16 protein-coding genes are annotated in these 21860 nt (G+C 61.5%); 11 read left to right on the top strand and 5 right to left on the bottom strand.

Going from position 1 to position 21860, the window contains the following annotated elements; all coding sequences use genetic code 11:
• Nucleotides 1–11 precede the first annotated feature (11 nt).
• From GN234_RS10075 to GN234_RS10060, 4 genes are all read left to right on the top strand, one after another.
• On the top strand, nt 12–614 hold the full coding sequence (locus GN234_RS10075) for a DsbA family protein (RefSeq protein ID WP_176689579.1): 603 nt from the start codon (nt 12–14) through the stop codon (nt 612–614).
• Nucleotides 607–2433, top strand: coding sequence for an ABC transporter ATP-binding protein (locus GN234_RS10070; RefSeq protein ID WP_176688395.1), 1827 nt, complete (start codon nt 607–609; stop codon nt 2431–2433). Before GN234_RS10075 ends, GN234_RS10070 begins: the two co-directional genes overlap by 8 nt.
• Nucleotides 2434–2623: 190 nt before the next feature.
• Nucleotides 2624–5083, top strand: a complete 2460-nt coding sequence (locus tag GN234_RS10065) for an EAL domain-containing protein (RefSeq protein WP_109751388.1) — start codon at nt 2624–2626, stop codon at nt 5081–5083.
• A gap of 77 nt (nt 5084–5160) precedes the next feature.
• Nucleotides 5161–5931: a TenA family transcriptional regulator gene (locus GN234_RS10060; protein ID WP_269154684.1), complete on the top strand. Its 771-nt coding sequence runs from the start codon at nt 5161–5163 to the stop codon at nt 5929–5931.
• 124 nt (nt 5932–6055) lie between these two features.
• On the opposite strand, the gene GN234_RS10055 is transcribed toward GN234_RS10060, so the two are convergent.
• From GN234_RS10055 to GN234_RS10035, 5 genes are all read right to left on the bottom strand, one after another.
• Nucleotides 6056–6982 carry a GGDEF domain-containing protein gene (locus GN234_RS10055; RefSeq protein WP_109751390.1) on the bottom strand — a complete coding sequence of 309 codons (927 nt, stop codon included), beginning with the start codon at nt 6980–6982 and terminating at the stop codon, nt 6056–6058.
• A 363-nt stretch (nt 6983–7345) separates the two neighbouring features.
• A complete protein-coding gene (locus GN234_RS10050; RefSeq protein WP_109751391.1) occupies nt 7346–8086 on the bottom strand; it encodes a YciK family oxidoreductase in 741 nt (246 codons plus the stop codon).
• Between the two features lie 191 nt (nt 8087–8277).
• Complete coding sequence (gene mupP, locus GN234_RS10045; RefSeq protein WP_109751392.1) at nt 8278–8949, bottom strand: N-acetylmuramic acid 6-phosphate phosphatase MupP; 672 nt, start codon at nt 8947–8949, stop codon at nt 8278–8280.
• A 4-nt stretch (nt 8950–8953) separates the two neighbouring features.
• Nucleotides 8954–9652 (bottom strand): bifunctional 2-polyprenyl-6-hydroxyphenol methylase/3-demethylubiquinol 3-O-methyltransferase UbiG, encoded by a 699-nt coding sequence (gene ubiG / locus GN234_RS10040; RefSeq protein ID WP_116831759.1) that lies wholly within the window; start codon nt 9650–9652, stop codon nt 8954–8956.
• A 60-nt stretch (nt 9653–9712) separates the two neighbouring features.
• The gene (locus GN234_RS10035; protein WP_109751394.1) at nt 9713–11044 is read right to left on the bottom strand and encodes a TRZ/ATZ family hydrolase; all 1332 of its coding nucleotides are present in this window, start codon (nt 11042–11044) and stop codon (nt 9713–9715) included.
• A gap of 106 nt (nt 11045–11150) precedes the next feature.
• On the opposite strand from GN234_RS10035, the gene mtnA reads away from it, so the two are divergent.
• From mtnA to cmk, 7 genes are all read left to right on the top strand, one after another.
• Nucleotides 11151–12227 (top strand): S-methyl-5-thioribose-1-phosphate isomerase, encoded by a 1077-nt coding sequence (gene mtnA / locus GN234_RS10030; RefSeq protein ID WP_176688394.1) that lies wholly within the window; start codon nt 11151–11153, stop codon nt 12225–12227.
• A gap of 447 nt (nt 12228–12674) precedes the next feature.
• A complete protein-coding gene (gyrA, locus tag GN234_RS10025; protein WP_109751396.1) occupies nt 12675–15338 on the top strand; it encodes a DNA gyrase subunit A in 2664 nt (887 codons plus the stop codon).
• A gap of 289 nt (nt 15339–15627) precedes the next feature.
• On the top strand, nt 15628–16713 hold the full coding sequence (serC, locus tag GN234_RS10020; RefSeq protein ID WP_176688393.1) for a 3-phosphoserine/phosphohydroxythreonine transaminase: 1086 nt from the start codon (nt 15628–15630) through the stop codon (nt 16711–16713).
• Nucleotides 16713–17807 carry a prephenate dehydratase gene (pheA, locus tag GN234_RS10015; RefSeq protein WP_003199233.1) on the top strand — a complete coding sequence of 365 codons (1095 nt, stop codon included), beginning with the start codon at nt 16713–16715 and terminating at the stop codon, nt 17805–17807. The genes serC and pheA overlap by 1 nt, the downstream gene beginning before the upstream one ends.
• Nucleotides 17808–17820: 13 nt before the next feature.
• Nucleotides 17821–18933: a histidinol-phosphate transaminase gene (gene hisC / locus GN234_RS10010; RefSeq protein ID WP_116831762.1), complete on the top strand. Its 1113-nt coding sequence runs from the start codon at nt 17821–17823 to the stop codon at nt 18931–18933.
• 28 nt (nt 18934–18961) lie between these two features.
• Nucleotides 18962–21169: a bifunctional prephenate dehydrogenase/3-phosphoshikimate 1-carboxyvinyltransferase gene (locus tag GN234_RS10005; RefSeq protein ID WP_233459547.1), complete on the top strand. Its 2208-nt coding sequence runs from the start codon at nt 18962–18964 to the stop codon at nt 21167–21169.
• Nucleotides 21166–21855, top strand: a complete 690-nt coding sequence (gene cmk, locus GN234_RS10000) for a (d)CMP kinase (RefSeq protein ID WP_014337227.1) — start codon at nt 21166–21168, stop codon at nt 21853–21855. Before GN234_RS10005 ends, cmk begins: the two co-directional genes overlap by 4 nt.
• Nucleotides 21856–21860 lie beyond the last annotated feature (5 nt).

Genomic DNA, 21860 nt, shown 5'->3' with positions numbered 1-21860 from the left:
TGATGGACCCGATGTGTTCCTGGTGCTGGGGCTTTGCGCCGGTGGCCGAGGCATTGGTGGGGCAGGCGCATGCCGCGGGGGTGGAGTTGCACCTGGTGGTGGGCGGCTTGCGCACCGGCAGCGGTTCGGCGCTGGAGCCGACCACCCGCCGCTACATTCTTGAACACTGGCAGGCCGTCACCCAGGCCACCGGCCAACCCTTCAAGCTTGAAGGTGCGTTGCCGGACGGTTTCGTCTACGACACAGAGCCTGCCTGTCGGGCACTGGTGACGGCCCGCAGCCTGGCCCCGGACCTGGCCTGGAAGCTGTTGAAGCTGATCCAGGAAGCCTTTTATGTGCAAGGCCGTGATGTCACCCACGCCAGCGTCCTGGTGGAGCTGGCCGAACAGGCCGGGCTGCCACGCATCGAATTCGCCGCGGCTTTCGACCGCGCCGACCAACATGCCGCCACCGCTGCGGATTTCACCTGGGTGCAGGACTTGGGCATTGCCGGGTTCCCCACGTTGTTGGCCGAGCGTGACGGCCAGTTGGCCTTGCTGACCAACGGTTATCAGCCCCTGAGCCAACTGTCGCCTTTGCTGGGCCGTTGGCTCGAGCGCGCGGCCTGTGCCTGAGCGGCCGCAGGATACATCGGCCTCGCCGCGTATCGACCGGTTGAGCTGGACGGAAATCCGTCGCCTGGCCCTCAAGCATAAAAAAGCCCTGTGGATCGCCAACGGCGTGGCTGTGCTGGCGACGCTGTGCAGCGTGCCGATCCCGTTGCTGTTGCCATTGCTGGTCGACGAAGTGCTGCTGGGTCATGGCGATGCCGCCTTGAAAGTCATGAACCATGCATTGCCCATGGGTTGGCAGCGCGCTGCCGGTTATATCGGGCTGATGTTGCTGGTGACCCTGGCCCTGCGCTGTGGCGCATTGCTGTTCAACGTGGTGCAGGCGCGCCTGTTCGCCAGGTTGGCCAAGGACATCGTCTATCGCATTCGCATCCGGCTGATCGAGCGTCTCAAGCGAATCTCCCTGGGCGAGTACGAAAGCCTGGGCAGCGGTACCGTGGCAGCCCATCTGGTCACCGACCTGGACACCCTCGACAAATTCATCGGTGAAACCCTCAGCCGTTTCCTGGTGGCGATGCTGACCCTGGTGGGCACGGCCGGGATCCTGGTATGGATGCACTGGGAACTGGCGCTGTTGATCCTGCTGTTCAACCCGCTGGTGATCTACGCCACGGTGCAGTTGGGCAAGCGAGTCAAGCACCTCAAGAAACTGGAGAACGACAGCACCTCGCGCTTCACCCAGGCCTTGACCGAAACCCTGGATGCCATCCAGGAAGTGCGCGCCGGTAACCGCCAGGGTTATTTCCTTGGCCGCTTGGGGATGCGTGCCAAGGAAGTCCGTGATTACGCCGTGAGTTCGCAGTGGAAAACCGACGCCTCGAACCGCGCCAGTGGTTTGCTGTTCCAGTTCGGCATCGATATTTTTCGCGCGGCGGCCATGCTCACCGTAGTTTTTTCCGACCTGTCCATCGGCCAGATGCTGGCGGTATTCAGCTATCTCTGGTTCATGATCGGTCCGGTCGAGCAGTTGCTCAATCTGCAATACGCCTTTTATGCCGCTGGCGGTGCCTTGAACCGGATCAATGAACTGCTGGCCCGGGCCGACGAGCCTCAGTACACGGGTGTCGTCGATCCGTTCAAGGGGCGTGACACCGTAGGCATCGATATCCAGGGGTTGAGTTTCGGTTACGGTGAAGAACTGGTGCTCGACCAGTTGAACCTGTCCATCTCGCCTGGCGAGAAAGTCGCTATTGTCGGTGCCAGCGGCGGCGGCAAGAGCACCCTGGTGCAGTTGTTGCTGGGGTTGTACACGCCGCAATCGGGCAGCATTCGTTTTGGTGGCGCCACGCAGCAGGAGATCGGCCTGGAGACTATTCGGGAGAATGTTGCAGTGGTGTTGCAACATCCGGCGCTGTTCAACGACACGGTGCGTGCGAACCTCTCCATGGGGCGTGAGTGCAGTGACGACGACTGCTGGCGGGCACTGGAAATCGCCCAGCTCGATGCCACTGTACGGGCGCTGCCCCTGGGCCTGGAGAGTGTAGTAGGGCGTTCCGGGGTGCGGTTGTCGGGCGGGCAGCGTCAACGGCTGGCCATCGCCCGCATGGTACTGGCCAACCCCCGGGTGGTGATTCTCGACGAAGCCACCTCGGCACTGGACGCTGCCACCGAGTACAACCTCCACCAGGCACTGGCGCGCTTTTTGAGTGCACGCACCACACTGATCATCGCCCACCGGCTCTCGGCGGTGAAGCAGGCCGATCGGGTATTGGTGTTCGACGGTGGGCAAATCGCCGAAGACGGCGACCATTTGCAGTTGATTGCCGAGGGCGGTCTCTACGCCCGACTCTACGGTCACTTGCAACAGATACAGCAGCCTTGAGTTTGCGCAGCTTTTCTGCGCTTAGTATCGGAAAAAAAGCAGGCAAACACGCCGATTTTTCCCAATTCCACGCAAAGCCTGTCGATCTGTTCATCCATTCATTCGAAGGGTTGAAAACTAGCCTAGGCTATTGAGTCAGGAGCGGAATTCTGGCGGGTGTTCGTCCGGCAATACCTGTGCAAGGGACCTCATGAAGCAAAAGCAGACTCTCGGAACACCTCGGCTGCTGGGCATCGTCTGGCCCTTTATCGCCGTTGTGCTATTTCAGGCATTGCTTGGCGGCGTCAGTCTTTACGTGCTGTCCGCCGTTCGCGGCTACGTGGCGGGGGAGAGCCTCTGGTCCAAGGGCCAGAAAGACGCCATCTATTACCTCAATCTCTACGCCGACAGCCGTGACGAGACAATTTTTCGCAAATACCAGCAAGCCATCGCCGTCCCTGAGGGCGGCCATGAGTTGCGAGTGGCGCTGGACCGCGAACCACCGGACCTGAAAGCGGCAAGGGCGGGCATCCTCAAGGGCGGCAATCATCCGGACGATGTGTCCAGCCTGATCTGGCTTTATCTGAATTTTCGTCACTTCAGCTACCTGGAAGAAGCCATCGATCTCTGGACGGTGGGCGACGGCTACCTGATCGAGCTGGACAACGTCGCCCGGCAGATGCACGGTAGCATTAGCGCAGGCCTGGCGTCGGAGCTGGATATCCGGGGCTGGAAGGCCCAGATTTTTGCGATCAATGACTCCGTCACCCCGGCCGCCAAGGCCTTCAGCGATGCATTGGGCGAGGGTTCGCGTTTCATCCTGCGGCTCTTGCTGGTGACCAATTTCGCCACCGCCCTGGGGTTGATCGTCCTGGCGTTGTTGCGTACCCATAAACTGCTGGCCCAGCGACAAGTGTTCGCCAATGCGCTGCAGATGGAGAAAGAACGGGCGCAGATCACCCTGCAATCCATTGGCGACGGGGTCATCACCACCGACGTCGAGGGTGCCATCGCCTATATGAACCCCGCTGCCGAGGCGATGACCCATTGGAAAACCGAACACGCGACGGGCCTGCCCCTGGCCGCGCTGTTCAATTTGCTCGATGACAATGCCCAGACCGAGGGGCTGACCCTGATCGAGCACATCCTCAGCGGCCGGCTCAGCGGCGCCAGCGAGCATTCGAAACTGATCCAGCGCCTGGACGGCAGCACCGTGTCGGTCACCTTGGTGGGCGCGCCGATCCGTCATGCGGGCAAGGTCAGCGGCGCCGTGCTGGTGCTGCATGACATGACCCAGGAGCGTCAATACATCGCCAACCTGTCGTGGCAGGCCACCCATGACGCCCTGACTGGCCTGGCGAACCGCCGGGAGTTCGAGTATCGCCTCGAGCAGGCCTTGCACAACCTTACCCGCCAGGTCGGGCGCCATGCCTTGATGTTTCTCGACCTGGACCAGTTCAAGCTGGTCAACGACACCTGCGGCCATGCCGCGGGCGACGAATTGTTGCGTCATATCTGCGCCTTGCTGCAATCAGGGCTGCGGGAAAACGACACCCTGGCCCGGTTGGGCGGGGATGAGTTCGGGATCTTGCTGGAGAACTGTTCGCCGGAAGCGGCGGAAAAGATCGCCGAAGGGCTGCGCCAGACCGTGCAGAACCTGCACTTTGTCTGGAAGGGGCGGCCGTTCGTGACCACTGTGAGCATCGGCCTGGTGCATATCGCCCAGACGCCGACCACCCTGGAGGCGTCCCTGCGGGCTGCCGACATGGCCTGCTATATGGCCAAGGAAAAGGGGCGTAACCGGGTCCAGGTCTATCACGCCGACGACTCGGAGCTGTCCCTGCGTTTTGGCGAGATGGCCTGGGTCCAGCGCTTGCATATGGCCCTGGAGGAAAATCGCTTCTGCCTCTATGCCCAGGAAATCGCCGCGCTGGGGCCGGGCGATCATGGTGGTGGGCACATTGAAATCCTGCTGCGCCTGCACGATGAAGCCGGGCGGATGATCCTGCCGGACAGCTTCATTCCCGCAGCGGAACGCTATGGCCTGATGACGTCCCTGGACCGTTGGGTGGTGGAAAATGTCTTCAAGATCATCCGCCAATGCCTGAATGATTCGCGACAGGGACCCATGGCGATGTGTGCGATCAATCTGTCAGGCACTACTATCGGAGATCAGGCGTTTCTCGATTTCCTGCGTAAACAGTTTGCGGCCTACTCGATTCCGCCAGAAATGATTTGTTTTGAAATTACAGAAACCAGCGCTATTTCGAATTTGGGTAGTGCGATCCGCTTTATCAATGAACTCAAGAGCTTGGGCTGTTACTTCTCGCTGGATGACTTTTGCGCCGGAATGTCTTCATTCGCTTACCTGAAACATTTACCTGTAGACTTCCTGAAGATCGATGGGAGTTTCGTAAAGGATATGCTGGACGACCCGATTAACCGTGCAATGGTCGAGGTGATCAATCACATCGGTCACGTCATGGGTAAGCGCACGATTGCCGAGTTTGTTGAAACCGCCCAGATCGAGCAGGCATTGCTGGAGATTGGGGTGGACTACGCTCAGGGGTATGTGATCGAACGCCCGCAATTGTTTACCTGCGACACGTTGCAATGTCGGCCGGCCCGGCCCCAGCCGTTGTTATTCAAGGCCCCCGGCACGTTCCGCTGAACCTCTTGTTGATCCGGAAAATCACAATCAAAAGGAGCCCGACAGTGATCGACACATTCAACCGAACAGGCCCGCTCATGGACCCCACGAGCTATCCGAAATGGGCACAGCAGCTCATTACCGATTGCAGCGAGAGCAAGCGCCGGGTTGTCGAACACGAACTGTATCAGCGCATGCGCGACAACAAGCTCAGCGCCAAGACCATGCGCCACTACCTCATTGGTGGTTGGCCGGTCGTCGAACAGTTCGCTTTATACATGGCACAGAACCTCACCAAGACCCGCTTCGCCCGCCATCCCGGCGAGGACATGGCGCGTCGCTGGCTGATGCGTAACATTCGTGTCGAACTCAACCATGCCGACTACTGGGTGAACTGGAGCGCCGCCCATGGCGTGAGCCTGGAAGACCTGCAAGCCCAGCATGTGCCACCCGAGCTTCATGCCTTGAGCCACTGGTGCTGGCACACCAGCTCCTCGGATTCGCTGATCGTGGCCATCGCCGCGACCAACTATGCCATTGAGGGGGCGACGGGAGAGTGGTCGGCGCTGGTGTGTTCCACCGGCGTCTATGCGGCGGCTTTCGCCGAGGAAGATCGCAAGCGGGCCATGAAATGGCTGAAGATGCATGCCCAGTACGATGACGCCCATCCTTGGGAGGCCCTGGAAATCATCTGTACGCTGGCGGGGATGAATCCGAGCAAGGCCCTGCAAACGGAGCTGCGACAGGCTGTGTGCAAGAGCTACGACTACATGTACCTGTTCCTGGAGCGTTGCATGCAACTGGAGCAGTCGGAGTCCGTGGGCAAATCTTCTTCCACCCGTGAGCGCCTGGCGCTGGCCGGGAGCTGATTTCTACCGCTACAGATAGCTGCACCCATGTGGGAGCGAGCCTGCTCGCGAAGAGGCCTGGCAGTCGACGGGGAGGTTGACGGCTAGACCACTATCGCGAGCAAGCTCGCTCCCACAGTTATTTTCAGCCTGCCATCGCCAGCCGATTGCGTCCTTCGCGTTTGGCGACGTACAGCGCGCTGTCGGCCCTGCGTAGCAGGCTTTCCGAGGACTCCCCCGGTAGCAACGTCGCGCAACCCAGGCTCACCGTCAGTTCGATCCGTGTGCCAGCGGCGAAATAATCCTGGGCCTGGGCGGCATAACGTAGCCGTTCCCCCACCATGGCCGCAGCGTCGCGGCTGGTATTGGCCAGCAGAATCAGAAATTCTTCACCGCCGAACCTGAACACCATGTCCACATTGCGCAGTTGGCTCTTGATCGATTCGGCCACGGCCTTGAGCACTTCGTCGCCGACGCCATGCCCATGGCTGTCGTTGATACGCTTGAAATGATCGATGTCGAGCATCAGCAGCGACAAGGGTTGTAGATGCCGCCTAGCCATGTCGATTTCACGAACCAGGGTCTGGTCCATGGCGATGCGGTTACCGGTGCCGGTCAGCGGATCGCGCAGCGCGCTTTGAGTGGCGGCTCGATAAAGCAGCGCGTTGCGCAATGGATACAGCAATGTCGAGAGCACCGATTCCAAGTCGGCCTGTTCCGCCTCAGAGAAGCGTTGGTTGCGCCGGAATACCAACTCGCCCAAGTGTTCGCCTTCATGGCTGAGGTTGTAGCTGAGGGTGTGATGGCCCCGCTGTCCGAGTTCGAGACGCAGATCGCTGGGCTTGTGTTGATAGGCCAATGCATCCAGGGGCACCAATCGCTGAACTTCCCGGAAAAACAGGCCCAGGATGCGTTGTGGTTCCAGGCTGGTCTGCAATTGTTGGCCCAGTTGCTTGCGCAATTGCGAAAGGCTGACCGAGCGTGGCACGAGCGGCGACGGCTGGCCGAAGCCCAGGCGCTGCAACTTGGCGCTGTCGAAGTCTATCGCGTTGATCTGGGTGGGCGTTTTCATTTGGCGTTAGCCCCTAAGCTAAATCTGTCCTGCCGGGCTGGGTGATGCCGCTTAAGGTAGCGTGTCGTACTGATCCTTCAGTCCCGTAGGACATCTGATTTGAGTTTAGACCGCTTTCCCTGTCAGGCGTAAGACTCGTCTCAACGTCCGTTCCCCGCCGAACATGGCGTGTTTGAGGATATTTAGAGCGAAAGTCGTGCCATTCAGTTCATTAGAATAAAAACCGATAGAAATCAATGAATTGATGATCATGGGCGAGCGCCGCGTCAGCATTTGGGCGGCGTGGGCTTGGCGTTTCGCCTGGCAGGCGATTGAAGGAGCCCGCGTCGCGACGGTAAATCGTCGCGACGCGGAGAAAGGCAGTTATTGCGCGTTGAAGGCTTGGCCGTTGATACCGGTACTGTCCGGGCCCATGAGGTACAGATAGACCGGCATGATCTCTTCAGGCGTCGGATTGTTGAGCGGATTTTCCCCTGGATAGGCCTGGGCACGCATGCTGGTGCGGGTAGCGCCGGGGTTGATGCTGTTGGCGCGCACTGCGGCGACGGTATCGACTTCGTCGGCCAGGGTCTGCATCAGCCCTTCGGTGGCGAACTTGGACACGCCATAGGCGCCCCAGTACGCCCGGCCCTTGCGCCCGACGCTGCTGGAAGTGAATACCACGGAGGCGTCCTTGGACAGCTTGAGCAGGGGCAGCAAGGTGCTGGTGAGCATGAACATGGCGTTGACGTTCACATGCATCACGCGCATGAAGTTCTCGCCGGACAACTGTTCCAGCGGTGTGCGCGGGCCGATGATCGAGGCGTTGTGCAGCAGGCCGTCCAGATGACCGAACTCGGTTTCGATCATCGCCGCCAGTTCATCGTACTGATGAGGCAACGCCGTTTCGAGGTTGAACGGGATCACCGCTGGCTGCGGATGACCGGCCGCCTCGATCTCATCGTAGACCTGGGTCAGGTTGGCTTCGGTCTTGCCCAGCAACAGCACAGTGGCACCGTGGGCTGCGTAGGCTTTCGCCGCAGCGGCCCCGATCCCGCGACCGGCGCCGGTAACCAGAATCACCCGGCCATTGAGCAGGTCGGGGCGGGCGGAATAATCAAACATAAAAAAACCTCAACAAGTCAATCTGTTGGCAGACGCTGTGTGGCGAGGGGATTTTCCCCGCTATGTGGGAGCAGGCTGTGGGAGCAGGGCTTGCTCGCGAACAGGCGTCGCGATTTCTGAAAGACCGCATCGCCTTCATCGCGGGCAAGCCTTGCTCCCACAAAAATCCCGTCACCACAAGAACAGTCAGATCAGCAACTGCACAACGCGTTATCCAGCACCTCGCGCAGCGCCAACGGGTGATCGATCACCACATCCGCACCCCAGTGCCGGGGGTTGTCGTCCGGGTGGATGTAGCCGTAGGTCACCGCGCAGGTCTTGGTGCCGGCGCTGCGGCCGGACTCGATGTCCCGCAGGTCATCGCCCACGAACAACACGCTGGCCGGGTCCAGGTCGAGCAGCTTGCACGCCAGGGTCAGCGGTTCCGGGTCCGGCTTGCTGTTTTTCACGTGGTCAGGGCAGATCAGCACTTTCGAACGCTCGGCCAGGCCCAGTTGCTGCATGATCGGTTCGGCGAAACGCACCGGTTTGTTGGTGACCACGCCCCAGATCAGGTTGGCCGCTTCGATATCGGCCAGCACCTGGGCCATGCCGTCGAACAGGTGGCTGTGGACCGCGCAACCCTTGAGGTAGCGGTCGAGGAATTCCTGGCGCAGGTCCTCGAACCCTGGTGATTCCGGGTCCATGGAAAAGGTCACCGCGACCATCGCCCGGGCGCCGCCGGAAATCTCGTCGCGAATGTGCTGCGTGTTCATCGGTGGCAAGCCACGGTCGGCGCGCATGGCCTGGCAGATGGCGATGAAATCCGGCGCGGTGTCGAGCAGCGTGCCGTCCATGTCGAAAAGAACCGCTTTGAGACGCATCGACTTACTCCTCGCGCAGGGTCTGGATCATGTAGTTGACGTCAACATCGGCGGCCAGCTTGTAGTGCTTGGTCAGCGGGTTGTAGGTCAGGCCAATGATGTCCTTGACGGTCAGCCCGGCCATGCGGCTCCAGGCGCCCAGCTCGGAAGGGCGGATGAATTTCTTGAAGTCGTGGGTGCCGCGTGGCAGCAGCTTCATGATGTATTCGGCGCCGATGATGGCGAACAAGTAGGCTTTCGGGTTGCGGTTGATCGTGGAGAAGAACACCTGGCCGCCGGGCTTGACCATGCTAAAGCAAGCGCGGATGACCGAGGACGGGTCTGGCACGTGTTCGAGCATTTCCAGGCAGGTGACCACGTCGAATTGACCGGGCATTTCTTCGGCCAGGGCTTCGGCGGTGATCTGCCGGTATTCCACGTTGACGCCGGATTCCAGCTGGTGCAGTTGCGCAACCGCCAGCGGCGCTTCGCCCATGTCGATGCCCATTACCGTCGCCCCGCGCTGGGCCATGGCCTCGCTGAGGATGCCGCCGCCGCAACCGACGTCGAGGACCTTCTTGCCGGCCAGGTTGACCCGTTCGTCAATCCAGTTGACCCGCAGCGGGTTGATGTCATGCAGCGGTTTGAATTCGCTTTCACGGTCCCACCAGCGATGGGCCAGGGCTTCGAATTTGGCGATTTCGGCGTGGTCGACGTTGCTCATGTGCAGATCCTCGAAAAGCTTGGAAAATCAGTGCCCCGAGCCGTGGCTCAAGGGGCGTGGTTATTCGTTGTGACCGCTGATGCGGCGACCCCAGGCCTGGGCCGTGGCGATCAGGCTTGATTCGTCCATGCGAGTCAGCCGGCCATCCTCCAGTAACGGCTTGCCGCCCACCCACAGGTGTTTGACGCAATCGCGACCGGTGGCATAGATCAACTGCGACACCGGGTCGTAGATCGGCTGCTGGGCCAGTCCCGACAGATCGAAGGCCACCAGGTCGGCGGCCTTGCCCACTTCCAGCGAGCCGACTGTCGCCTCGATGCCCAGCGCCCGGGCGCCATTGAGCGTGGCCATGCGCAGTGCCCGATGGGCATCCAGGGCGGTGGCCGAGCCGGCGACGGCCTTGGCCAGCAGGGCGGCGGTGCGGGTTTCGCCGAGCAGATCCAGGTCGTTGTTGCTCGCCGCGCCGTCGGTACCGAGGGCGACATTGACGCCGGCCTGCCACAGGCGCTCCACCGGGCAGAAGCCGCTGGCCAGCTTCAGGTTCGATTCGGGGCAATGAATCACGCTGCAATTGCTTTCTACCAGCAAGGCCTGGTCTTCGTCGCTGATCTGAGTCATGTGCACGGCCTGGAAGCGTGGCCCCAGCAGACCCAGTCGTCCCAGGCGCGCCATCGGCCGCTCAGCGGTGTTATCCACAGCCTGCTGTACTTCGAAGGCGGTTTCGTGGACATGCATATGAATGGCCGCGTCCAGCTCCTCGGCGATCACGCGGATTTTCTCCAGGTTCTCGTCGCCCACCGTGTAGGGCGCGTGCGGGCCGAATGCGACTTTGATCCGCGGATGGTGCTTGAGGTCGCCAAACAATTCGATGCCCTGACGAATGGCTTCGTCGGCACTGGCGGCACCGGGGATCGGAAAGTCGAGGATCGGAATGGCGATTTGCGCACGAATGCCACTGTCGTGGACGCACTCGCTGGCGACCTTGGGGTAGAAATACATGTCGGAGAAGCAAGTGATGCCGCCCTTGATCTGCTCGGCGATTGCCAGGTCGGTGCCATCGCGGACGAAATCTTCATCGACCCATTTGGCTTCAGCCGGCCAGATGTGCTGTTCGAGCCAGGTCATCAAGGGCAAGTCATCGGCCAGGCCGCGAAACAGGGTCATGGCCGCGTGGCCGTGGGCATTGATCAGGCCGGGGCTGAGCAGCATGCCGGGCAGCTCGCGGACCTGTGCGGCGTCGCACTTCAGGGCTTCGGCTCGGGGGCCGATGAACACGATGCAACCGTCGCGAATGCCCAGGCCATGGTCCTTGAGCACCACACCGGCGGGTTCGACAGGCACCAACCAGGTCGGCAGCAATAATAAGTCGAGCGCAACGGCAGGCTTGGGCATCGTGGAACGGTTCCATGGGGTATAAAGGATGGCGAAGTATACCCGAGCGTCTTCGCGGAGGGATCGCTATAATCGGCGGCTTTTGTTCATGAGTGCGGGGTGAAGGATGCGCGATCGACTATTGGCTGCGGAGAAGGTGAAAGCCATCGATTGGCGCGATGGCGTCCTGTACCTGCTGGATCAGCGTAGCTTGCCGTTCGAGGAAAACTGGATCGCTTGCACCCGTGCCGCCGATGTGGCCGAGGCCATTGGCTCGAGGGTGGTGCGCGGCGCACCGGTCATCGGCATCAGTGCGGCCTATGGCGTCGTGCTGGCAGCGCGGGCCAGGATGGCTGAGGGGGATGACTGGCAAGCGGCGCTGGAGGCTGATTTTGCCTTGCTGGCCGAGGCCCGGCCGACGGCGGCGAACCTCTTCTGGGCGCTGGACCGGATGCGCGATCGGCTGGGGCGCTTGAAAGAGCACGCCGAGCCGCTGGCTGTGCTTGAGGCCGAAGCCATCGCGATCCACGAGAGTGACCGTGAAGCCAACCTGACCATGGCCCAGCTCGGTGTCGACCTGATCCGCAAGCACCAGGGCAATGCCCAGGCCATCCTGACCCATTCCAACACCGGCGCCCTGGCGACCGGCGGCTTCGGCACGGCCTTGGGGGTCATCCGTGGTGCGTATATCGAAGGCATGGTCGAGCGGGTCTATGCCGACGAAACCCGTCCATGGCTGCAGGGCTCGCGCCTGACGGCATGGGAGATGGCTCGTGAGGGCGTCCCGGTGACCCTCAACGCCGATTCCGCTGCTGCCCACATCATGAAGACCAAGGGTGTGACCTGGGTGATCGTCGGTGCCGATTGCATCGCCGCCAATGGTGACGTAGCGAACAAGATCGGCACTTATCAACTGGCGGTCTGCGCCATGCACCATGGCGTACGCTTCATGGTGGTGGCGCCGAGCTCGACCATCGACATGAGCCTGGCCAGCGGGGATGACATCCCGATCGAGGAGTGTGACGGGCGCGAACTGTTGGAAATCGGTGGCAAGTGGCTCGGCGCGGATGTGGATGCCTTCAATCCGGTATTCGATGTCACCCCGGCGGACCTGATTGATGTCATCGTCACGGAAAAGGGCATCATCGAGCGCCCGGATTCCGCGAAGCTGGCGCAGCTGATGTGCCGCAAGCGGTTGCACTGAGCCGCTTGTCGTCAGGCATAGCGCTATCGCGAGCAGGCTCGCTCCCACATTGGATCGGTGTTATGTCCTGAATTCTGGGCACACCAAAACTCCCTGTGGGAGGCGAGCCTGCCCGCGATAGAGTCCAGAAAGTCAACAAATGCCTTGCATTTGCCCTTCAATTCTTCATCCGCAGCGCTTCTGAGCCCCTCTGGTCCCATATCAGCCTGTCACCGGTCAACTAACTACGCACCATGCGCATCTGGGGGATAGGTGCGTGGCGGCTCTTGTGATAACATCCGGCGGTTTCCAGGGCTGCCTCGCGAGGTGGCCTTTACTGCGCAGATCCATGGCATAACTCGTTGATTTGTCGTAAGTCGCTGCACGGCACTTGTTCTGCAGCGGCGAGCTTCGTTCGTCCCATCTGGATGTGACGAGGTTTCACCAGAAAAAGGAATCAGGCTTCTCATGGGCGAACTGGCCAAAGAAATCCTCCCGGTCAATATCGAAGACGAGCTGAAACAGTCCTACCTCGACTACGCAATGAGCGTAATCGTCGGGCGGGCGCTGCCGGATGCGCGCGATGGCTTGAAGCCCGTGCACCGGCGCGTGCTGTTCGCGATGAGCGAACTGGGCAACGACTTCAACAAGCCGTACAAGAAATCCGCCCGTGTCGTCGGCGACGTGATCGGTAAGTATCACCCCCACGGCGACACTGCCGTGTACGACACCATCGTTCGTATGGCGCAGCCATTCTCCTTGCGCTACCTGCTGGTAGACGGCCAGGGCAACTTCGGTTCCGTGGACGGCGACAACGCCGCGGCCATGCGATACACCGAAGTGCGCATGACCAAGCTGGCCCACGAACTGCTGGCCGACCTGCACAAGGAAACCGTGGACTGGGTGCCGAACTACGACGGCACCGAAATGATCCCGGCGGTCATGCCGACCCGTATCCCGAACCTGCTGGTCAACGGCTCCAGCGGTATCGCCGTGGGCATGGCGACCAACATCCCGCCGCACAACCTCGGTGAAGTCATCGACGGTTGCCTGGCCCTCATCGACAATCCCGAGCTGACCGTCGATGAGCTGATGCAGTACATCCCGGGCCCGGACTTCCCGACCGCCGCGATCATCAATGGTCGTGCCGGCATCATCGAGGCCTACCGCACCGGTCGTGGCCGCATTTACATGCGTGCCCGTTCGACCGTCGAAGACATCGACAAGGTTGGCGGTCGCCAGCAGATCGTCATCACCGAGCTGCCGTACCAACTGAACAAGGCTCGCCTGATCGAGAAGATCGCCGAGCTGGTGAAAGAGAAGAAGCTCGAAGGCATCACCGAGCTGCGTGACGAATCCGACAAGGACGGCATGCGCGTCGTGATCGAGCTGCGTCGTGGCGAAGTGCCTGAGGTGATCCTCAACAACCTCTACGCCCAGACCCAGCTGCAAAGCGTGTTCGGTATCAACATCGTCGCGCTGATCGACGGCCGTCCGCGGATCCTGAACCTCAAGGACCTGCTGGAAGCCTTCGTGCGTCACCGCCGCGAAGTGGTCACCCGTCGCACGGTGTTCGAACTGCGCAAGGCTCGCGAGCGTGGTCACATTCTCGAAGGCCAGGCCGTTGCCCTGTCGAACATCGACCCGGTGATCGCCTTGATCAAGGCTTCGCCAACGCCGTCGGAAGCCAAGGAAGCGCTGGTCAGCACTCCTTGGGAGTCCTCCGCGGTGGTGGCAATGGTCGAGCGCGCCGGCGCCGATTCGTGCCGCCCGGAGAACCTCGATCCGCAATACGGCCTGCGCGATGGCAAGTACTTCCTGTCCCCGGAACAGGCGCAAGCCATCCTTGAACTGCGCCTGCACCGCCTGACCGGCCTGGAGCATGAGAAGCTGCTGGCCGAGTACCAGGAAATCCTCAACCAGATCGGCGAGCTGATCCGCATCCTCAATAGCGCCACGCGCCTGATGGAAGTGATCCGCGAAGAGCTGGAAGTGATCCGCGCCGAATACGGCGACGTGCGCCGCACCGAGATCCTCGATGCGCGCCTGGACCTGACCCTGGGTGACATGATCCCGGAAGAAGAGCGCGTGGTGACCATTTCCCATGGCGGCTACGCCAAGACCCAGCCGCTGGCTGCCTACCAGGCCCAGCGTCGCGGTGGCAAAGGCAAGTCGGCGACAGGCGTCAAGGACGAGGACTACATCGCTCACCTGCTGGTCGCCAACAGTCACACCACGCTGCTGCTGTTCTCCAGCAAGGGCAAGGTGTACTGGCTCAAGACCTACGAAATCCCGGAAGCGTCCCGTGCCGCCCGCGGCCGTCCGCTGGTCAACCTGCTGCCGCTGGACGATGGTGAATACATCACCACCATGTTGCCGGTGGAGGAGTACACCGAGGGTCACTACATCTTCATGGCTACCGCCAACGGCACCGTGAAGAAGACCCCGCTGGAATCCTTCAGCCGCCAGCGCAGTGTCGGCCTGATCGCACTGGAGCTGGACGAAGGCGACGTGCTGATTTCCGCTGCCATCACCGATGGTGAGCGTGAAGTGATGCTGTTTTCCGACGGTGGCAAGGTGACTCGCTTCAAGGAGTCCGATGTTCGTGCCATGGGCCGTACCGCCCGCGGTGTACGCGGCATGCGCCTGCCGGAAGGCCAGAAACTGATTTCCATGCTGATCCCTGAAGAGGGCAGCCAGATCCTCACCGCTTCGGCGCGTGGTTATGGCAAGCGCACGGCCATCAGCGAATTCCCTGAGTACAAGCGTGGCGGCCAGGGCGTGATCGCCATGGTCAGCAACGAGCGTAACGGCCGCCTGGTCGGCGCCGTCCAGGTGCTCGATGGCGAGGAGATCATGTTGATCTCCGACCAGGGCACCTTGGTGCGTACGCGAGTCGCTGAAGTGTCGAGCCTGGGTCGTAACACCCAGGGTGTGACGCTGATCAAGCTGGCCAGCGACGAAACGCTGGTAGGGCTTGAGCGGGTCCAGGAACCGTCGGAAGTCGAGGGCGAGGAGCTGGAAGGCGAGGATGGCGCGGTGTTCGACGGTGCCCTGGGTGCCGATGTCGACGATGTGACCGGCGACCAATCGCTCGACGCTGCCGCAGACGAAGAAGAACCGCAGGACTAAGCGGACACGCAGGGGGCGGATGAAGATTCGCCCCCTTGTTGTTTGTTCTGTTTGAAATTTCGTATCAAATTGCAGCTTTGTGAGAGCAAGGCTTGTGTGGGAGCAAAGCTTGTGGGAGCAAGGCTTGCCCGCGATGGCGGTAGACCAGTCAACATCAATGTTGGATGACAGTCTGCTATCGCGGGCAAGCCTTGCTCCCACACCTTTGCTCTCCCGCCCTAGGTCCACAATGCGCACCACCTGATACCGTATTAATTGCGTGAACCACCAGATCAGAGCGAGATTGGATGTGAGCAAGAGAGCCTATAACTTCTGTGCCGGCCCGGCGGCGTTGCCTGAAGCGGTCCTGAAACGTGCCCAGGGTGAACTTCTCGACTGGCATGGCAAGGGCCTGTCCGTCATGGAAATGAGCCATCGCAGCGATGAGTTCGTGTCCATTGCCACCAAGGCCGAGCAGGACCTGCGTGATCTGCTGAACATCCCGTCCAATTACAAGGTGTTGTTCCTGCAGGGCGGCGCGAGCCAGCAGTTCGCCCAGGTTCCGCTGAACCTGCTGCCAGAAAGCGGCAAGGCCGACTACATCGACACTGGTATCTGGTCGCAGAAAGCCATCGAAGAGGCTTCGCGCTACGGTCACGTCAACGTGGCTGCCACCGCCAAGCACTACGACTATTTCGCCATTCCCGGCCAGAACGAGTGGAATCTGTCCAAGGATGCGGCCTACGTTCACTACGCGCCGAACGAAACCATCGGTGGCCTGGAGTTCAACTGGATCCCGGAAACCGGCGACGTGCCCCTGGTGGCCGATATGTCCTCGGACATTCTCTCGCGTCCTGTGGATATCTCCCGTTTCGGCATGATCTACGCCGGAGCGCAGAAGAACATCGGCCCGAGCGGCATCCTGGTCAGCATCATTCGCGAAGACCTGCTGGGTCGCGCCCGTTCCCTGTGCCCGACCATGCTCAACTACAAGGTCGCGGCCGACAACGGCTCGATGTACAACACGCCGCCGACCCTGGCCTGGTATCTGTCCGGCCTGGTGTTCGAATGGCTGAAAGAGCAGGGCGGTGTCGAAGCCATCGGCAAGCTCAACGAAGTGAAGCAGCGCACGCTATATGACTTCATCGATGCCAGCGGCCTCTACAGCAACCCGATCAACAAGACCGATCGTTCGTGGATGAACGTGCCGTTCCGCCTGGCCGATGACCGTCTGGACAAGCCGTTCCTGGTCGGTGCCGACGAACGTGGCCTGCTGAACCTCAAGGGCCATCGTTCGGTCGGTGGCATGCGCGCTTCCATCTATAACGCCGTCGACATCAACGCCGTCAATGCGCTGATCGCCTACATGGCAGAGTTCGAGAAGGAACATGGCTGATGTCTGAGCAAGAACTCAAGGCGCTGCGCCTGCGCATCGATGCCCTGGACGAAAAGGTCCTGGAGCTGATCAGCGAGCGCGCGCGCTGCGCCCAGGAAGTCGCCCGGGTGAAGATGGCTTCCCTGGCCGAAGGCGAAGTACCAGTGTTCTATCGCCCCGAGCGTGAAGCGCAGGTGCTCAAGCGTGTCATGGAGCGCAACAAGGGGCCGCTGGGCAACGAAGAGATGGCGCGTCTGTTCCGCGAAATCATGTCTTCGTGCCTGGCCCTCGAGCAGCCACTGAAGGTCGCCTACCTGGGCCCGGAAGGCACCTTCACCCAGGCTGCCGCCATGAAACACTTCGGCCACGCCGTGATCAGCAAGCCGATGGCGGCCATCGACGAAGTCTTCCGTGAAGTGGCGGCCGGGGCCGTGAATTTCGGCGTGGTGCCGGTGGAGAACTCCACCGAAGGCGCGGTCAACCACACGCTGGACAGCTTCCTCGAGCATGACATGGTGATCTGCGGCGAAGTCGAGCTGCGTATCCACCACCACCTGTTGGTCGGCGAGAACACCAAGACTGACAGCATCAGCCGGATCTATTCCCACGCCCAGTCGTTGGCCCAGTGCCGCAAGTGGCTGGACGCCCATTACCCGAACGTCGAGCGCGTGGCTGTATCGAGCAACGCCGAAGCGGCCAAGCGGGTCAAGGGCGAGTGGAACTCGGCGGCGATCGCTGGCGACATGGCGGCCGGCCTCTATGGGCTGACCCGCCTGGCCGAGAAAATCGAGGACCGCCCGGACAACTCCACGCGGTTCCTGATGATCGGCAGCCAGGAAGTGCCGCCGACCGGCGACGACAAGACCTCGATCATCGTGTCCATGAGCAACAAGCCCGGCGCGCTCCATGAACTGCTGGTGCCGTTCCATGACAACGGTATCGACCTGACGCGGATCGAGACCCGTCCGTCGCGCAGCGGTAAATGGACCTACGTGTTCTTCATCGATTTTGTCGGCCACCACCGTGATCCACTGGTAAAAGGTGTGCTGGAAAAAATCAGTCAGGAAGCAGTGGCACTCAAGGTGCTGGGTTCCTACCCCAAGGCAGTTCTTTAAGGGCGGATAGCAAATGAGTGGCAACTTCCTCGCTCTGGCTCAGCCAGGCGTGCAACAACTCTCGCCTTACGTTCCGGGCAAACCCGTGGACGAACTGGCTCGCGAGCTGGACCTGGATCCGGCCAGCATCGTCAAGTTGGCGAGCAACGAAAATCCGCTGGGTGCGAGCCCCAAGGCGCTGGCGGCGATCCGCGACGAATTGGCCGAGCTGACCCGCTACCCCGATGGCAATGGGTTTGCATTGAAAAGCCTGCTGGCCGAGCGCTGTGGCGTCGAGCTGAACCAGGTGACACTGGGCAATGGCTCCAACGACATTCTTGAGCTGGTCGCCCGTGCATACCTGGCGCCAGGTCTCAACGCTGTGTTCAGCGAACATGCGTTTGCGGTCTATCCGATTGCCACCCAGGCCGTCGGCGCCGATGCCCATGTGGTTCCGGCCAAGGATTGGGGGCACGATCTGCCGGCCATGCTGGCCGCCATCGACGCCAACACCCGGGTGGTTTTCATTGCCAACCCGAACAATCCGACCGGCACCTGGTTCGATGCCCAGGCCCTGGACGACTTCCTGCAAGACGTGCCCGCGCACGTGCTGGTGGTGCTGGACGAGGCCTACATCGAATACGCCGAAGGCAGCGATTTGCCCGATGGCCTGGATTTCCTCGCGGCCTACCCGAACCTGCTGGTTTCGCGCACGTTCTCCAAAGCCTACGGCCTGGCTTCACTACGGGTTGGCTACGGCTTGTCCACTGCTGTGGTGGCCGATGTGCTGAACCGCGTGCGCCAGCCATTCAACGTCAACAGTTTTGCCTTGGCCGCTGCTTGTGCGGCATTGCAGGATGAGGATTACCTGGCGGAAAGTCGTCGCCTGAACGCGGCCGGTATGCAGCAGTTGGAAGCGGGGTTGCGTGAGCTGGGCTTGGGCTGGATTCCATCCAAAGGCAATTTCATCTGCGTCGACCTGGGGCGTGTCGCCGCGCCGGTGTACCAGGGGTTGTTGCGCGAAGGCGTGATCGTGCGTCCGGTGGCCAATTACGGCATGCCGAACCACTTGCGCATCACCATTGGTCTGCCTGCGGAAAACAGCCGTTTCCTCGAGGCGTTGAGCAAGGTCCTGGTTCGTGGTTGATGTCACCTCGCTGCAACCTGCTGCCCCTATGATCGGTCGCCTGGTGGTGGTTGGCCTGGGGTTGATCGGCGGTTCGTTCGCCAAGGGCTTGCGTGAAAGCGGCCTGTGCCGCGAAGTGGTCGGTGTCGACCTGGATCCGCAGTCGCGCAAGCTGGCCGTGGAGCTGGGTGTGGTCGATCGCTGCGAGGATGACCTGGCGATCGCTTGCCAGGGCGCGGACGTGATCCAGCTGGCGGTGCCGATCCTGGCCATGGAAAAGCTGCTGGCGCGTCTGGCGACCATGAACCTGGGGCAAGCGATTCTGACCGACGTTGGCAGCGCCAAGGGTAATGTCGTGCGCGCGGCTACCGAGGCTTTCGGCGGAATGCCGGCGCGTTTCGTGCCCGGTCATCCGATTGCCGGTTCCGAGCAGAGCGGGGTGGAAGCCTCCAACGCCGAACTGTTTCGTCGTCACAAAGTGATCCTCACGCCGCTGGACCAGACGGATCCAGCCGCGCTGGCGGTGGTTGACCGTTTGTGGCGCGAACTGGGCGCCGATGTCGAGCACATGCAGGTCGAGCGTCATGATGAAGTGTTGGCCGCTACCAGCCATTTGCCGCACCTGTTGGCGTTCGGCCTGGTGGATTCGTTGGCCAAACGCAATGAAAATCTTGAGATCTTCCGTTACGCTGCCGGCGGTTTCCGCGATTTCACGAGAATCGCTGGAAGCGACCCGGTCATGTGGCACGACATCTTCCTCGCCAACCGCGAAGCTGTCTTGCGCACACTCGATACATTTCGCAGCGATCTCGACGCCTTGCGCGACGCGGTCGATGCAGGGGACGGGCACCAATTGCTGGGCGTTTTCACGCGCGCCAGGGTGGCCCGCGAGCATTTCAGTAAAATCCTGGCCCGTCGGGCCTATGTGGACGCTATGAACTCCAATGATCTGATTTTCCTGGCACAACCTGGTGGCTCCCTGAGTGGGCGTATTCGTGTACCGGGCGATAAATCGATTTCCCACCGTTCGATCATGCTCGGCTCCCTGGCCGAAGGCGTGACCGAGGTGGAAGGCTTCCTCGAGGGCGAAGATGCCCTGGCGACGTTGCAAGCGTTTCGCGATATGGGCGTGGTCATCGAAGGCCCGCACCACGGCCGCGTGACCATCCATGGTGTCGGCCTGCACGGCCTCAAGCCTGCCCCGGGGCCGATCTACCTGGGTAACTCCGGGACCTCGATGCGCCTGTTGTCCGGCCTGCTGGCCGCCCAGGACTTCGACAGCACCCTGACCGGCGACGCCTCGCTGTCCAAGCGCCCGATGAATCGCGTCGCCAACCCGTTGCGGGAAATGGGCGCGGTCATCGAGACGGCCGCCGACGGTCGTCCGCCGATGACCATTCGCGGTGGCCACAAGCTCAAGGGCCTGACCTACACCATGCCGATGGCCAGTGCCCAGGTGAAATCCTGTCTGCTGCTGGCCGGCCTCTATGCCGAAGGCAAGACCACCGTCACCGAACCGGCTCCGACCCGCGACCACACCGAGCGCATGCTGCGCGGCTTCGGCTATCCAGTCACTGTCGATGGCGCCACGGCGTCCGTCGAGTCTGGCAGCAAGCTGTCCGCGACCCACATCGAAGTGCCGGGCGATATCTCCTCGTCCGCCTTCTTCCTGGTGGCCGCTTCGATTGCCGAAGGCTCCGACCTGGTGCTCGAACACGTCGGCATCAATCCGACCCGTACTGGCGTGATCGACATCCTGCGCCTGATGGGTGCCGACATCACGCTGGAAAATCAGCGTGAAGTCGGCGGCGAGCCAGTAGCGGACTTGCACGTACGAGCAGCTAAACTCAAGGGTATCGAGATTCCCGAGGCGTTGGTCCCACTGGCTATCGACGAATTCCCGGTGCTGTTCGTGGCGGCCGCCTGTGCAGAAGGGCGCACTGTGTTGACTGGCGCCGAAGAGCTGCGGGTCAAGGAATCGGATCGTATCCAGGTGATGGCTGATGGCTTGCTCGCCCTGGGCGTCAAGTGCCAGCCAACGCCGGACGGCATCATCATCGACGGCGGCCAGATCGGCGGCGGCGAAGTCCATGGCCACGGCGATCACCGTATCGCCATGGCCTTCAGTGTTGCGTCTTTGCGCGCCAGTGCGCCGATTCGCATCCATGATTGCGCCAACGTCGCGACGTCGTTCCCGAACTTCCTGGCGCTGTGCGCACAGGTCGGTATCCGAGTAGCGCAAGAGGCACAGTCGTGAACATCAAGGCACCGGTCATCACCATCGATGGCCCAAGCGGTTCGGGCAAGGGCACCGTCGCCGGAATCCTGGCCAGGCAGTTGGGCTGGAACCTGCTCGATTCGGGTGCCTTGTACCGTCTGCTGGCATTCGCCGCCGCCAACCATGGCGTCGACTTGACCAATGAAGAGTTGCTCAAGGCATTGGCGGCTCATCTGGACGTGCAATTCATCGCGGCGACCGACGGTCAGCTCCAGCGCATCATTCTGGAGGGTGACGAAGTCAGCGACGTCATCCGTACCGAAAGCGTGGGCGCCGGGGCCTCCCAGGTCGCCGCGCTGCCGGCGGTTCGCGAAGCCTTGCTGCAACGCCAGCGCGCCTTCCAGGAGCCTCCGGGGCTGGTGGCCGATGGTCGCGACATGGGCACTGTGGTATTTCCCGACGCGCCGCTGAAGATTTTCCTCACCGCCAGTGCGGAGGAGCGGGCGCGTCGCCGATATTTGCAGTTGAAGGGCAAAGGCGAGGATGTTAGTCTGTCGAGTCTGCTAGATGAGATCCGTGCACGCGATGAGCGTGACACCCAGCGCGCAGTGGCCCCGCTCAAACCGGCGGCCGATGCGATACAGCTGGATTCCACGGAGTTGTCCATCGATCAGGTGTTGCAACGCATCATGAGCGAGATCGCCATTCGCGATATCGCCGGGTGACCAGG

The sequence above is a fragment of the Pseudomonas bijieensis genome (assembly GCF_013347965.1).
Lineage (GTDB): Bacteria > Pseudomonadota > Gammaproteobacteria > Pseudomonadales > Pseudomonadaceae > Aquipseudomonas > Aquipseudomonas bijieensis.
This window is presented reverse-complemented; position numbering and strand designations above follow the sequence as displayed.

Coding starts and splice junctions, on each gene's coding strand:
- GN234_RS10075 (WP_176689579.1), top strand. CDS start 12: ATGTGTTCCTGGTGCTGGGGCTTTGCGCCGGTGGCCGAGGCATTGGTG.
- GN234_RS10065 (WP_109751388.1), top strand. CDS start 2,624: ATGAAGCAAAAGCAGACTCTCGGAACACCTCGGCTGCTGGGCATCGTC.
- GN234_RS10060 (WP_269154684.1), top strand. CDS start 5,161: ATGGACCCCACGAGCTATCCGAAATGGGCACAGCAGCTCATTACCGAT.
- GN234_RS10055 (WP_109751390.1), bottom strand. CDS start 6,982: ATGAAAACGCCCACCCAGATCAACGCGATAGACTTCGACAGCGCCAAG.
- GN234_RS10050 (WP_109751391.1), bottom strand. CDS start 8,086: ATGTTTGATTATTCCGCCCGCCCCGACCTGCTCAATGGCCGGGTGATT.
- mupP (WP_109751392.1), bottom strand. CDS start 8,949: ATGCGTCTCAAAGCGGTTCTTTTCGACATGGACGGCACGCTGCTCGAC.
- ubiG (WP_116831759.1), bottom strand. CDS start 9,652: ATGAGCAACGTCGACCACGCCGAAATCGCCAAATTCGAAGCCCTGGCC.
- GN234_RS10035 (WP_109751394.1), bottom strand. CDS start 11,044: ATGCCCAAGCCTGCCGTTGCGCTCGACTTATTATTGCTGCCGACCTGG.
- mtnA (WP_176688394.1), top strand. CDS start 11,151: ATGCGCGATCGACTATTGGCTGCGGAGAAGGTGAAAGCCATCGATTGG.
- gyrA (WP_109751396.1), top strand. CDS start 12,675: ATGGGCGAACTGGCCAAAGAAATCCTCCCGGTCAATATCGAAGACGAG.
- pheA (WP_003199233.1), top strand. CDS start 16,713: ATGTCTGAGCAAGAACTCAAGGCGCTGCGCCTGCGCATCGATGCCCTG.
- hisC (WP_116831762.1), top strand. CDS start 17,821: ATGAGTGGCAACTTCCTCGCTCTGGCTCAGCCAGGCGTGCAACAACTC.
- GN234_RS10005 (WP_233459547.1), top strand. CDS start 18,962: ATGATCGGTCGCCTGGTGGTGGTTGGCCTGGGGTTGATCGGCGGTTCG.